At 53.1% G+C, this 13,619-nt stretch carries 12 protein-coding genes; 7 read left to right on the top strand and 5 right to left on the bottom strand.

The window, feature by feature from the left end:
• Positions 1 to 133: 133 nt before the first annotated feature.
• Positions 134 to 484, top strand: a complete 351-nt coding sequence (locus tag K1718_RS17015) for a helix-turn-helix domain-containing protein (RefSeq protein ID WP_209006604.1) — start codon at positions 134 to 136, stop codon at positions 482 to 484.
• Positions 485 to 730: 246 nt separating this feature from the next.
• Positions 731 to 2,182: an NAD-dependent succinate-semialdehyde dehydrogenase gene (locus K1718_RS17020; protein ID WP_265681447.1), complete on the top strand. Its 1,452-nt coding sequence runs from the start codon at positions 731 to 733 to the stop codon at positions 2,180 to 2,182.
• A 2-nt stretch (positions 2,183 to 2,184) separates the two neighbouring features.
• On the opposite strand, the gene K1718_RS17025 is transcribed toward K1718_RS17020, so the two are convergent.
• From K1718_RS17025 to K1718_RS17035, 3 genes are all read right to left on the bottom strand, one after another.
• Entirely contained in the window at positions 2,185 to 5,010 is a 2,826-nt protein-coding gene (locus tag K1718_RS17025) for an EAL domain-containing protein (protein ID WP_265681446.1), read from the bottom strand.
• 13 nt (positions 5,011 to 5,023) lie between these two features.
• On the bottom strand, positions 5,024 to 6,166 hold the full coding sequence (locus K1718_RS17030) for a FecR family protein (protein WP_285806019.1): 1,143 nt from the start codon (positions 6,164 to 6,166) through the stop codon (positions 5,024 to 5,026).
• A gap of 295 nt (positions 6,167 to 6,461) precedes the next feature.
• On the bottom strand, positions 6,462 to 7,181 hold the full coding sequence (locus tag K1718_RS17035; RefSeq protein ID WP_265681444.1) for a glycerophosphodiester phosphodiesterase: 720 nt from the start codon (positions 7,179 to 7,181) through the stop codon (positions 6,462 to 6,464).
• A gap of 420 nt (positions 7,182 to 7,601) precedes the next feature.
• On the opposite strand from K1718_RS17035, the gene K1718_RS17040 reads away from it, so the two are divergent.
• The 5 genes from K1718_RS17040 to K1718_RS17060 all read left to right on the top strand — a co-directional run bounded on the left by K1718_RS17040 (position 7,602) and on the right by K1718_RS17060 (position 12,230).
• Complete coding sequence (locus K1718_RS17040; RefSeq protein WP_152502093.1) at positions 7,602 to 8,186, top strand: YceI family protein; 585 nt, start codon at positions 7,602 to 7,604, stop codon at positions 8,184 to 8,186.
• A gap of 54 nt (positions 8,187 to 8,240) precedes the next feature.
• A complete protein-coding gene (locus tag K1718_RS17045) occupies positions 8,241 to 8,846 on the top strand; it encodes a cytochrome b (protein WP_265681443.1) in 606 nt (201 codons plus the stop codon).
• Positions 8,843 to 9,400, top strand: a complete 558-nt coding sequence (locus K1718_RS17050) for a YceI family protein (RefSeq protein WP_265681442.1) — start codon at positions 8,843 to 8,845, stop codon at positions 9,398 to 9,400. The genes K1718_RS17045 and K1718_RS17050 overlap by 4 nt, the downstream gene beginning before the upstream one ends.
• Before the next feature lie 142 nt (positions 9,401 to 9,542).
• Positions 9,543 to 11,180: a fumarate hydratase gene (locus K1718_RS17055; protein WP_265681441.1), complete on the top strand. Its 1,638-nt coding sequence runs from the start codon at positions 9,543 to 9,545 to the stop codon at positions 11,178 to 11,180.
• A gap of 456 nt (positions 11,181 to 11,636) precedes the next feature.
• The gene (locus K1718_RS17060; RefSeq protein ID WP_152502097.1) at positions 11,637 to 12,230 is read left to right on the top strand and encodes a L,D-transpeptidase; all 594 of its coding nucleotides are present in this window, start codon (positions 11,637 to 11,639) and stop codon (positions 12,228 to 12,230) included.
• Between the two features lie 96 nt (positions 12,231 to 12,326).
• Here the strand turns inward: K1718_RS17060 and K1718_RS17065 are convergent, their stop codons facing one another.
• Positions 12,327 to 13,058, bottom strand: a complete 732-nt coding sequence (locus K1718_RS17065) for a DNA helicase (RefSeq protein ID WP_265681440.1) — start codon at positions 13,056 to 13,058, stop codon at positions 12,327 to 12,329.
• Positions 13,059 to 13,247: 189 nt separating this feature from the next.
• On the bottom strand, positions 13,248 to 13,616 hold the full coding sequence (locus K1718_RS17070) for a gamma-butyrobetaine hydroxylase family protein (RefSeq protein WP_265681439.1): 369 nt from the start codon (positions 13,614 to 13,616) through the stop codon (positions 13,248 to 13,250).
• Positions 13,617 to 13,619 lie beyond the last annotated feature (3 nt).

Here is a 13,619-nt window from a genome sequence, read left to right on the forward strand (position 1 = left end):
CTGTTGCAGTGCACATACCTCTCGTGCAAGTGTGCCGCCCATGACCCAAGTATACGATAGAAATTTCCCCTCCCAAGCGGAGACAACCGTCTATCTGGCGGCGGATTCGGCTGAAAATGACGGGAGCGCACTCATGTCCACCAACAACAGCGACTACACACTTGGTGAACGCGTATGCAAGGCGCGTGATGCGGCTGGCCTGTCGACTGCGCAGCTCGCACGACGTCTCGGAATTAAAACTGCAACGCTTCAAAGCTGGGAAAGCGACCGTTCCGAACCGCGGTCCAACAAGCTGGTGCTGCTCGCCGGTGTTTTGAATGTAAGCCCGACGTGGCTTCTTGTCGGTCGAGGCACTCCACCCTTTTCCGAAGAACCTGCTGCTGCTGACCTCGACAGCATGCGGGTCGCACTTGATCGCGTTCAGCGGCAGGCTCAAGCGCTTGCAGATGAGATAGCAGTTCTGCAGGAACGCTTGAACGGCTGATATCTGCCGACAAATTCCCTTCGCTGACGTTCTAATGCAATGTCATAAGCGCGCTCCACTTGGGGCGCGTTTTTCTTTTTGCAAATGGCGAGTGAATGTTCAGCATCGAACAGCAATTCTTCGTCACAGACGCTCTAAAGGCTCCAATCAAATCGCGCTTGCCAGACACGCGATTACCCCCCTATGACTGTGAAAAGCATAGTCAGCTGCTTCAAGCACGCAGGCACTATTTTCAGGGAGGCTTTCATGTCGGTAAATGCCGCGCTTTTAAAACAACAGGTCTTTATTGCTGGTGCGTGGTCTGACGCTGACAGCGGTGAAACGCTGGATGTGGTCAATCCGGCAACAGGTGAAACGCTCGGCAGCGTACCTGTTTGCGGACGCGCTGAAACTGCACGAGCAATCGAGGCCGCCAACGCGGCGCTGCCTGCATGGAAAGCGCTAACGGCCGATGCGCGCGCTGCGCTGATGCACACTCTTTGCGATGCCATCATGGAGCATCACGAGGATCTCGCGGTCTTGCTGACAACCGAAATGGGCAAACCGCTTGCCGAAGCCAAGGGCGAAATCGCGCTTGGAGTGAAATACATCCGTTTCTTCGCTGAAGAAGGGAAGCGCATATATGGCGACACGGTCCCTTCTCCCTGGGCGGACCGGCGCATTCTTGTGACGAAGGAACCTGTCGGTGTAGTCGGTTCGATCACACCCTGGAATTTTCCGAACTCCATGATCGCTCGCAAACTGGGCGCAGCGCTTGCAGCCGGATGCACCATGGTGCTGAAGCCTGCGGAGCTGACGCCCTATTCCGCACTCATCTACGGCATTATGGCAGAAAAAGCCGGACTGCCGTCCGGCGTGATCAACATCCTCACAGGCGACGCACCGGCCATCGGAGCCGAGATGTGTGAAAATCCGGGTCTCCGCAAACTGACCTTCACAGGCTCGACCCGGGTCGGAAAACTACTGGCATCCAATGCCGGCAAGCACATGAAGAAGATTTCAATGGAACTTGGCGGAAACGCGCCCTTCATTGTTTTCGACGATGCCGATCTCGACCGCGCTGTTGAAGGCGCGATCGCCAGCAAGTTTCGCAACTCCGGACAGACCTGTGTCTGCGCCAACCGGATCTATGTGCAAGCAGGCGTCTACGACACATTTGCTGAAAAACTCAAAGCAGCAATGTCTGATCAACTGAAAGTCGGCGACGGTCTTGAAGATGGAACAACTCAAGGTCCGCTGATCAGCGAAGCAGCGCTTGAGAAGGTTGCAACGCATGTTCAGGATGCTTTGTCCAAGGGCGGTACGCTGTTGTCGGGAGGAAAGCGCAGCAATGGCCCTGGAATTTTCTTCGAGCCGACCCTGATTACAGGCGCAACACAAAACATGCAGGTGGCGAACGAGGAGACATTTGGTCCGCTGGCCGCGCTCTTCAGCTTTGACACCGAGGATGAGGTGATAGATCTGGCAAACGATACCGAATATGGACTTGCCTGCTATTTTTACACCAAAGACCTCGGCCGAACGTTCCGGGTTATGGAACAACTTGAATACGGACTTGTCGGCGTCAATGAGGGCGTAATCACCACCGAAGTGGCACCCTTCGGTGGCTTCAAAGACAGCGGCATGGGCAACGAAGGCTCAAAATACGGTTTGGATGACTATCTGAACGTCAAATACAGCTGCATCGGGGGCTTGTGAGCCTAAGCAGCTTTCGAGAGCATGCTTGCCAGTTCAATTGCGTTCATGGGTTTGCCGAACAAGTATCCCTGACCCAATTGGCAGCCGAGTTGCTTCAATTTGGCTGCCTGTTCGGGTGTTTCGATACCCTCAACGATAAGCTCCATGTCGTGGCCTTTCACGAGATGGAGCACCGCTTCGATTAGAGACACGTCCTTCTTGTCGCTCAAGGTTTCCCGAATGAAAGCCCTATCGAGCTTGATTTTCGAGAAAGGATAGTTGGGTAAGTAACTCAAGGACGAGTAGCCTGTTCCGAAATCGTCGAGCGAGAAACTGCATCCGAACGACCTGATCTCCTCCATCAGGAACCTGAGATCAAGCCCTTCTTCGATAAACAGCGACTCCGTTATTTCAAGATCGAGGCGCTCGGCAGGAAAACCCGTGCGCTGGAGAGCTTCCTGGACTGTTGCTACCAAATTGCCACGGCTGAACTGGATTGCGGACAAATTTATCGACAATCGAACAGGCAACGGCCATGACAAACATTCCTTCATGGCCCGGTTCAACGCCCAAGCACCAAGTTCGACGATATACCCATTTTCTTCAGCTATCGGAACAAACTCGGCAGGCGAAATTGGTCCAAGCTCTCGGTGCTCCCAGCGCAGTAGCGCTTCCACCCCATACATCAATCCGTCATCCAGTGTGACGAGTGGCTGATAGGCCATTTGCAGTTCGTCGCGTACAATCGCCTTGAACAGCTCCGTCTCAAGCTCACGTCGGCGCATCAGTGCGGCGTCCATGCCAGGATCGAAGGCCAGAACCTCCTGCTGAATGTCACGCCGCACCCTGGCGAGCGCATTTCCAGACCGCTTCAGTTGAGTTTCTGGGGGTTCAGCTGCGTCGCACACTGCATAACCGAATTTGAGCTGGACGGAGATTCTTGCTCCGTCGATGGAATAGTCTTCACCTATGAGGTCCCGGATTCGTTCAATCAGACGTGTTTCATCGTCTCCTCTGGGATTGTTCGCAAAAGCAGCGGCAAATGTGTCGCTTGACAGCGCGGACCACGTGACCCCATCCGACAAATGAGTTTTCAATCGGGTCGCTATCGTTTTGCGGACGCTGTCGCCAAAGGAAAAACCGAGGGATGCAACAATCTGATCCAGGTTGACGACAGCAAACTGAAGGAGGCCGAGGTTCTCTCCCCGGCTTTCCACCAACAAAGCCTGCATAGTCAATTCTTCTTCAAACCCGTTCCGATTGAGCAGCCCTGTTATCGGGTCGTATTTGGCGAGGTATTCAAGACGAAGCGCAGACTCACGTTCCTCCGTGACATCGCGACAGGTCAGACAAGCGACAGCCTCTGATGTGTCGTCGCCGCTGTTGCCCGCGAGCGTCCTTTCGGAGCGAGTGACAACATATTCGATGTAACGCAGATCACCGTTGTCAAACGGCATCGCCAGTGTTTTGGAGATTGGCATCTGATCGACGGTACTCAGCAGAACTTCTTGAGCCTCTTCAACAAGTTCACTCGGCAGGACTTCATGTGCCTTGCTGCCAATCAGTTTCTTGCGATGAAAGAGCAATCTAGCCGAACGGCTGGCTGCGGAAACGCAACCGTCTTTCTGTATGACGACGATGGCATCGAAACTGTCTTCAAAAACGAGACCGAGCATCCGTTCACTGTTGTGCTTTCCGATCGTCGCCACGTGCGAGATCAACCTGTGAAAGCCAAGTTCCCTCAGAACTATGCCCGTTGCTGCAAATAGCAAAAGGAATTGCGCACTTGCAGTAGGGACAAGAAGCGGCATGTGCTTTTGCAAAAGAAATGCCGCCAGCTCGATCGCCCCAGCGGCGAGTGCAAGTATCAGGGCTTTGACCGCCCAGCCCTCGATTTTGGTCATCAAAAGCAGGAGGAAAACAACGACGGCAAATGCGAGGGCTGCCAACTCCCCTTCAATACGCATCGCGCGGTTTTGGAGTAAACTCTCAGCGCCGAGTGCCTGAATCACGCTTCCAGGCAGAATGCCATAGACCGGGACAGGAAAGAGATCTCTCAATTCTTGCGCACTTGCGCCAACGACAACTTTCTTGCCTAGAAAAAACTCTGGATCGACTGACCGGTCGAGCACATCTACCAGTGAGACTGTCGGCAACTCATCGATAGAAATACCGAAATCCAATCCAAAGGCGCCAAGCGCTTCCCCTGAGTATTCGCCGAGGAATGCTGACGCTGACAATTCGGAAGTACCGGAAATGTCGTAGCCGTAAATGTTTCTCCATATACGGCTGTCGTTTTCAACGGGCACCATGACAACAACTGGCCACGCTGCTTCAAGAAACTTATCGATAGGCTTGTTGATCACTTCACTTTGGTTCGTGCCAGCCGAAGCAGCCTGACGAAACATAGCGAGACTGACATTGCCAGCACTTTCAATCGAATTTGCGAAGAGACGGTCATCTTCGGCACTCGAAACTGCGCTGAAATCGATATCAAATAGGATATCTGAAGCACCAGATCCGGCGACAAAGTCCGTTAGTTCTGCATATAGGCGGCGCGGCAGTGGCCAGACGCCCAGTTCATTCAAACTCTTGGCATCAATATCGATGAGAACGATCTGCCCGGTCACCGGACGTTTGTCATGGCTAAACTTAGCTTCCCAAAGGAAACGATCGATCGAGCCGGAAAATCCTGCATAACGCACAAATGCGGTCGCCGCGACCACAAGGATCGCGATGACACAGGCGTTCCCGAAACGCTTTGTCCTGTCTGACCACATCTTTCCGTTGTCACCACCCACTATTCGCAACGACATTTCAAGGCGAAGGGCAATCGCGCCCCTGCCCAATCAGTTTCTTTTTCTATTTTTTACCGTTGCCGTTGCTGTTGCCGTTTCCGTTTCCGGAATTGCCGTTGCTGTTGCCATTCCCGTTGCCGCTATTACCGGAATTGCCGTTGCTGTTGCCGTTTCCATTGCCGCTGTTACCGGAATTGCCGTTGCTGTTGCCGTTCCCGTTGCCGCTGTTACCGGAATTGCCGTTGCTATTGCCGTTCCCGTTGCCGCTGTTACCGGAATTGCCGTTGCTATTGCCGTTTCCGTTGCCACTGTTGCCAGAATTGCCGTTGCTGTTGCCATTCCCGTTGCCGCTGTTACCGGAATTGCCGTTGCTATTGCCGTTCCCGTTGCCGCTGTTACCGGAATTGCCGTTGCTGTTGCCGTTCCCGTTGCCACTGTTGCCAGAATTGCCGTTGCTGTTGCCGTTCCCGTTGCCGCTGTTACCGGAATTGCCGTTGCTGTTGCCATTCCCGTTGCCGCTGTTACCGGAATTGCCGTTGCCGCTGAAGAAGTTACTGAAGAACCCTCCCCCAGCATTCGGCGAAACATCAGCAGAAGGGACGTTCTTGGTTTGTGGGGTCTGGAACGACGGTGCCCGTTTGCTCCCTGGTCGCACAACAGGTTTTGTTTTACCCCCAACCTGAAGCCCCACTTTGGCGGCGGGTGCACTGGAGGCAGACTGTCCTGCACCAACGTTTGCACGGTCTCCGGAAGCAAAATCCTCAACGCCGACCAGCCCACGCTGAACGGAAACCCTTGCGCGCCTGGCATCTACCGAAACGCCGAATTTTGTGCCCTTCACAACGGCCGCCAGAAACGGAGTTTCCACCGTAAAGTGATTGCGCTGACGCGTTTTTACGTCGACTTCAATATTCCCCTTGCGTTGCAGAAGAGTTGTTTTGGTTCCGCGGCTACGGTGCTTGGAGATTGCGAATGTTGTGTTCGGACCGACAGAAATAGTCTCGCTACCGCGGGCGATAAGGGCTCGTGCACCCGGTCGCGTGCCAATCGTGTAGCCTTTTTTGAACACCATTCCGCGTTTGACACGGAATGCCTGTACGCCTGGAGCAACAAAATAGGCTACTCCGGAAACACGCTTTATCACCCAGTCCTGCGCATTTGCCTCGGAGGCCACAAATACGCTGACGACAAAAGTTGCTGCAGCCAAGATAAAAGACAGTTCCCTGAATACGGCATCAAAAGTAGAACCCAGAGATATCGTCTTTGCGCTTCGGTCTTTAGCGTGTGCATTGTCAGTCATTTTTGGCCACTTGATCAATTGGCGTTGGCCAGAAGGTAACAACAACTCACTTAATCTAAGGTGAAACCTGCCCGAGTTTATTGATATTTTATGCTTTGGCGATTGATGCAGACAAATAGAACTACAACTCAGAATGAAATAAAAAATATCTTCTCAATTTGAAGTTAGCTTTACTTAACGATTCGGTAATCGTTATTTCGAGCTAGACAGACTCCAAGACTTCTCTTTCCACATCCCTGAAAATATCGATGTGGTCGATATTCATCTGTTCAATACCGAAGCGAACGGCCTTTTCGAATACGGATCGATCCTGGCCTGCATAGAACATCTGAGTCGTAAGACCTGCTTCCTGCGCTTCCTTGATTGAGTCAGCGACCAGGCAGTCTTCATGAAACTCAAGAATGGAAGCACCCTGGGCAACAGCGCGCTCGACGGATCCGACGTGACCGAACAGAACCATCCGTCTTATATCCGGCACCTTTGCACGAGCCTCGGCCAGGATCGACTGATCGAAGGAAAAGGTCCATGCGCGTTCGAGCATGCCGCGCGCTGCCAGCATGTCTCGCACTTCTGCCGGGTCCCCTTCCTTGATTTCGACGTAGGTTCCGATGCGCCCCTTGCATGCATCGAGAAAGGCATCCAATCGCGGGACCCGTTCTCCAGCGAATTCAGAACCGAACCAGCTGCCTGCATCAAGTTGTTCAATCTCGGCAGAGGTCATCTCAGAAAAGCGGCCACTACCGTTTGTCGTCCGGTCAACGGTCGCATCGTGCATCACATAAAAAACACCATCATCAGAGGGGCGCACATCGAATTCGACAACGTCCGCACCAAGCTCGATCGCTTTTTCCAGGGATGCGAAAGTGTTCTCCGGCGCCACCAAACAAGCGCCTCTGTGGGACACAATGACTGCTCGTTTCATGTCTAATTCTCCTGCGCTCTCGGACAATATGTCCGGAACTTGTCGGTGTTTGCGACCGTCCGTTTGCGACGATCGACAAAGAGGTGCCCGAGTTTCTTGATGAATTGATGACAGTTCAAGTCTTCTTTTTCTTTCAGTTGCTTATCACTAAAATCAATTTTTAATTGCACCAATTCACAACCACAATCAAACCAAGCCAATCACGCGATTCGACGAGCACAATTGTCAATCCTTCGCCAGCAAAAGGAAACAGCAAAACCGCTTCCGCGGGCGCGGATTGCTTCTGAAATTCTACATATAACGAATTGTTCATTGATCTCGAACGGTCAGTCAAATTGCATGAGGCTTAGTAATGACTATCTCAACCCTCAGGCGTTCATGGCCGAACGCTCAAGGAAACACCATTCAAGAGGTTTGATCATGATCCGTTTCGCAGCATCTGCAATTGCATTGTCACTACTGGCCGGCACCGCCGTCGCCGAGCCCGTCGCCTATGACTTTGACAAATCCCACGCAAACCTCTCCTTCTCCTACAACCACCTAGGGTATTCCACGACCGAAGGCCGATTTGGATCCTGGAATGGTGTTTTGATGATCGACAAGGACACTCCTGCAAATTCGTCAGTCGAATTCACTATTGATGTAGATAGCATGGACACGTTCTGGGCGGACAGGGACACGCACCTTAAGAGCGCCGACTTCTTCGACGCAGAGAAGTTTCCGGAAGCTACTTTCAAAAGCACCAGTGTTGAGCAAACAGGCGAAAAGCAACTGGCGGTCACAGGCGACTTGACTATCAAGGGCATCACGAAGCCCGTCACGCTGACTGTTGACGTGACTTCCATTGGCGAACATCCGATGGCAAAAAAAGCAGCTGCTGGTTTTGCCGTCTCAACCGTTGTCAAACGCTCCGATTTTGGCATGGACAAGTTCGTGCCTTATGTGGGTGATGACATCACGGTGACGTTCCACGCTGAAACGCTCAAAGCTGAAGCTACGAATTAATGATCCCTCGGCTGAGACCGGTAATGACCGGTCTCAGCTTCACAGGAGCCACCCATGCTGCGCAATTCCTCCACCGGGTATGGTCTGATTGCCATCTTCTTTCACTGGACAATGGCGATCCTGATCCTCGGCATGCTTGCATTCGGTCTTTATCTGGATGGATTGCCGCAAACCGAGCAGTCGACCTTTCAGCTTTACCAGCTGCACAAATCCATAGGATTCGTTGTTCTGGCTCTCGCTGCCCTGCGGCTGGTGTGGCGGCTGTTCAATCCCGCCCCGAGACTGCCGGACGGAATGCATCCGCTCGAAAAAACTGCAGCGCACCTTGGGCATATCGGGCTTTATGTACTCATTTTCGCGATGCCAATCACAGGCTGGTTCATGGTGTCGGCATCGCCTTGGAACATTCCGACAATCGCCTTCAACGTCCTGCCAATTCCGCACCTGCCCGTTCCTGCTGCACTTGGCAGTCAAGAGGACGCTGAATCCTTCTTCAAGGTACTGCATGAGTACGGAGCGTTCCTGTTGATCGCATTGATTGTCGTGCATGTCGCGGCAGCTTTGAAACACCATTTCATTGCCCGGGACGACACTTTGAAGAGGATGGTTTCAACCGCCCCGGCGCATTCAGAGAAACAACTTCAGGAAACATCTTCATGATACTGAAAAACATATTCTTATCACTCGGTATTGCTGTTTCACTTGGTCTTGTTTCACCCGGTCTTGCAGACACTTGGACAGTCGATCAGGAAAACAGCCAACTTGGATTTGAAGTCCAACAGGGCAGCAGCAGATTGACCGGGCTCTTCGGCAGCTGGAAAGCGAGTATCGATTTTGATCCCGCAGAGCCGGAAGCTGCGAAGATTTCGGCAGAGATCAATCCGGCCACAGCAAAAACCGGCAATGCCCAGTTCGACGGCACCCTGCCCAACCAGGATTGGTTTGACGTTAGCGCCTTTCCGGCAGCTACATTCCAGTCAAATACCGTAACCCTCGTCGAGGGTAACAGCTACCGGGCCGACGGGACTTTGACGATCAAAGGCATGGAACAGCCTGTTGAACTCGACTTCACGCTTGAAATCACTGGAGACACCGCCAAGGCGACAGGCACCGCGACGGTCAATCGCCTGTCCCATGGGCTTGGTGCCGGTGTTGGAACCGACACTGTTGGTGACATTGTCTCAGTTACACTGGACTTGACGGCAACACGATAGTTCCTCACGAAAACTTCAGACGAATTGGGAAGGCCGCAGCACTTGGCGTGCGCGGCCTTTTTGCCGTAAGACAGGGCGACTTTAGTTCCAGCGCTTCCGGTTGAGACAGACCGCAGTGGCAGCCAGATCAGGAAACCGTCCGATGAACGCTCCCGTCACCCCTCCCGACTATCAGCACAGCGCACTTTTCCCTCAGGGAGAAGACAAGACCCCCTATCGCAAGCTCACCTCGGACCATGTCAAGACAGCGGAGTTCAATGGAGAAGAGGTTCTGGTCGTCGAGCCAGAAGGAATGAGGCTGCTGGCTGAAGAGGCCTTCAAGGATATCAATCACTATCTGCGCCCAGGTCACCTGGAACAATTGCGCCGAATATTGGATGACCCGGAAGCGACAGAGAATGACAAGTTCGTTGCGTTCGACCTTTTGAAGAATGCCAACATTGCCTCTCATGGTGTCCTGCCAATGTGCCAGGACACGGGCACTGCCATCGTGATGGGAAAGAAGGGCAGACGCGTTTGGACGAACGGATCCGACGAATCCGCACTCGGTGAAGGCGCCCGAGACGCATATTACAAGAAAAACCTGCGCTACTCGCAGCTGGCGCCGATCTCCATGTTCGAGGAAAAGAACACCAAGAACAACATGCCTGCGCAGATTGAACTCTATGCCGACGGCGAAGATGCCTACAAATTCCTGTTCATGGCCAAGGGGGGCGGTTCAGCCAACAAAACGTTCCTATTTCAAGGCACGCCGTCACTTTTGACCCACGACCGCATGATCGAATTCCTTAAGGAAAAGATCCTGACACTCGGCACTGCGGCCTGTCCGCCATACCACCTGGCAATTGTTATTGGTGGCACGTCAGCGGAGATGAACCTGAAGACAGCCAAATATGCTTCCGCACGGTATCTGGACGGTCTGCCGACCAAGGGCTCCGATCTGGGCCACGCGTTCCGTGACCTCGAAATGGAAGAAGAAATCCACAAACTGACCCAGGCCACCGGTGTTGGCGCTCAGTTTGGCGGCAAGTACTTCTGTCATGATGTTCGTGTTGTCCGGCTGCCCCGGCACGGTGCGTCTTTGCCCATCGGCCTCGCCGTTTCCTGTTCAGCAGACCGGCAAGCGGTCGGAAAGATCACCAAGGATGGTATCTTTCTGGAGCAGCTTGAGATGCATCCTGAAAAATACCTGCCTGAAGTCACCGACGACAACCTGTCGGATCACGTGGTCAAGATCGACCTGACACGGCCTATGTCTGAAATTCTGGGTGAACTCTCCAAACATCCGATCAAAACCCGGCTGTCCCTTTCCGGACCGCTCATCGTCGCGCGTGACCTGGCACATTCCAAACTGCGCGACCGCCTTGAAAGCGGCGAACCGTTGCCGGACTACTTCAAGAACCATCCGATATATTATGCAGGCCCTGCCAAGACGCCGGAAGGCATGCCGTCGGGCTCCTTCGGCCCGACAACAGCGGGACGGATGGATGCCTATGTTGATCAATTCCAGGCCGCTGGCGGGTCCATGGTCATGCTGGCAAAAGGCAATCGATCGGCACAGGTTCGCCGGGCCTGCCAGGCCCATGGAGGGTTCTATCTCGGTTCAATTGGTGGACCGGCCGCTCGATTGGCTCAGGACTGCATCAAGAAAGTCGAGGTGGTCGAATTCGAAGAGCTTGGAATGGAAGCCGTCTGGAAGATCGAGGTTGAAGACTTCCCGGCCTTTATCGTGGTCGATGACAAGGGCAACGACTTCTTCAAGGAACTCAACCTGAGTTAACAATTGGCACCGGGGCAGCAATCGCTGCCCTGCAGTCAATTTCTGATCAAGGCATCATGAGAGCAATGTCCACTGGAGTGCTGCATCCCACTTCGAACAAGGTCGCTGAATAGAGGATCAGGATCGAATCGACCTGAAAATTCTGAACAGCGAAACGAGCGAGTGACTCGTGCTCAATAGATCGACTACATCAAAAATCATCAGCGTCTTGTTCTTGAAAAGACACAATAAACAACCTTGACGCGATTTTTGAACCGTGACACACCGCCAAAACCGGAAAACGAGTTGCAATTTCAGCACAATTGATCGAGGCAAGGGCACCTCACATCAACGTGAGATTCCATTTTCGCCCTTTTTAGGTCATGATTGTTAATAGTGCGGCAAGGACCTTTTCCTAACGTAACCTTCGACATGAAGCGCTCCTGAGGTGGAGCGAGCGCTGATGGGGGAATTAGAATGAACAGATTTTACTTTGTAGTGGTAGCGCTTCTTGCGGGGGTCTTTGCACTTACCGCACAGGCCGCACCGCGTTTTGGATACTTCGATCACAGCACCAATACCTGGGTGACACCGAAATATCATCCCGGTGGCAAATCCCCCGTAAAACGCAAGCGCGTTAAATACGACGGGCCTTATTCACCCGGCACAATTGTCATCGATACGTCCGAGCGTCGTCTCTATCATGTCCTGCCAAATGGCAAGGCGATGAAATACGGCGTTGGCGTCGGCAAAGACGGTTTCCAGTGGGCAGGTACACACCGTGTTACCCGCAAGGCGGAGTGGCCGAGCTGGACACCGCCGGCGCAGATGCGTGCACGTGAGCGCCGCAAGGGCCGCATCCTGCCGACTTACATGCCAGGGGGCCCGAACAATCCGATGGGTGCCCGTGCACTTTACATTGGCTCAACGCTTTACCGTATCCACGGTACGACCGAGCCGTGGACGATCGGATCAGCAGTATCTTCCGGCTGCATTCGGCTTGCCAATGAAGACGTCATTCACCTCTACAAAAACGTACAGGTTGGCGCCAAGATTATCGTCAAGCGCTGATCAGTCAGACCAAGAGTTTCAAAAGCCGGGCCACAGTGCCCGGCTTTTTTAATTTCATCGTCAGTTCAGGTTGTTTGGCGCTTGTTCGGATGGAAGCTACAGAACCGGTCTTTCACTGAAAGTCCGTGCCTGCAACACGCCATCGTGCAGGAAATACCCCACATCGAACAGGCGCAGGTCGAGAGGATTGGTCTTTCGCATGTCTCGAAAATCAGGCACAGATCGCTCTTGAGAGTTAAACGAGCGATGAATTTGCGAAAGAAAGACAATGCTCAATTGCTTGCTTGACGCAAACAGCTTCAATTGCCGAATTTGATCCCCTAGCGGCGGATCGCTCCGATGTTGATCCATGACTTGCAAAAAGTCGATGACAACCACGGTCCCGGAAATGGCGTTCGAAAATTGTTCGACGACATAATCTGCGGCAATCCGGTCCGACAGACACAATCTCAGGCGATCTTCCGACTCTGACGTTTCCCCCCCAAGGCTCGACATCTTTTTTCGGATTTCAAAAAGCGAAAACTCAGAAGAAACGAAACCTGCAGATCGCCCCCTCATTGCCGCCTCTACCAATATCTCCAGACCGAGCATTGTTTTCCCGTGCCCCGGTCGAGCCGCCAGGGTTACAAGGGTACCTGGCTTCAAACTGGCGAGTATTCGTGCGGCCGGACGTTCATTTGAGCGCTCAGAGTTGGCAAGCTGGCTCCAAGATCGGTAACCCATTGTGGCAGCGATTTCATCAAGGGCTTTATGAAGCGGTATTCCTGACTTGCGTGACAGCAATCTTGCTTGTCGCTTCAGTCGATAGACGGGTGCTTTCAGTCTCATTTGCGACCTCTCGGCAATGTGCAAAAGCCGCAGTCCCTCCTTGTGCGCGCACATGACAAGTGGTGCAAGATCATTCAGCCCTGCAGATCAGCTGCTGCTCCGTTTGGAGGGGGATGGCGCGGGCAGCACCAAGATCTGAATATCAGATTCGTATCATCGCTGCCCAGAGGTCGAAGTGTTTGCTACGGCTTATCGATCTCGGCCCAGCCCCTTGTCCTCCAGCTCTTTCAGATAACCGACCCAATGAACTTCGCGGCGTGTTCCAAGGTCCATGAAATATGTCCAGGTGTAGATGCCAGAACTGTGCATGTCGTCGAAATGAATGCGGACCGCATAGTTTCCAACCGGTTCGATTTTGATGATTTCAACGTTGCGTTTGCCCGGAACCGTGTGTTTTTGCGAAGGGCTGTGGCCTTTCACCTCAGCCGATGGTGAACAAACCCGAAGATACTCGGCCGACAATTCGTGTCGGTCGCCGGTGTTGAAAGCAACTGTCAGCACCTTTCTGTCCTTGGAAACGCGCAGTTCCGTCGGCCAGGGAGCAGTATCATCAGTCATGGT

The organism is Roseibium porphyridii (assembly GCF_026191725.2).
GTDB lineage: Bacteria > Pseudomonadota > Alphaproteobacteria > Rhizobiales > Stappiaceae > Roseibium > Roseibium porphyridii.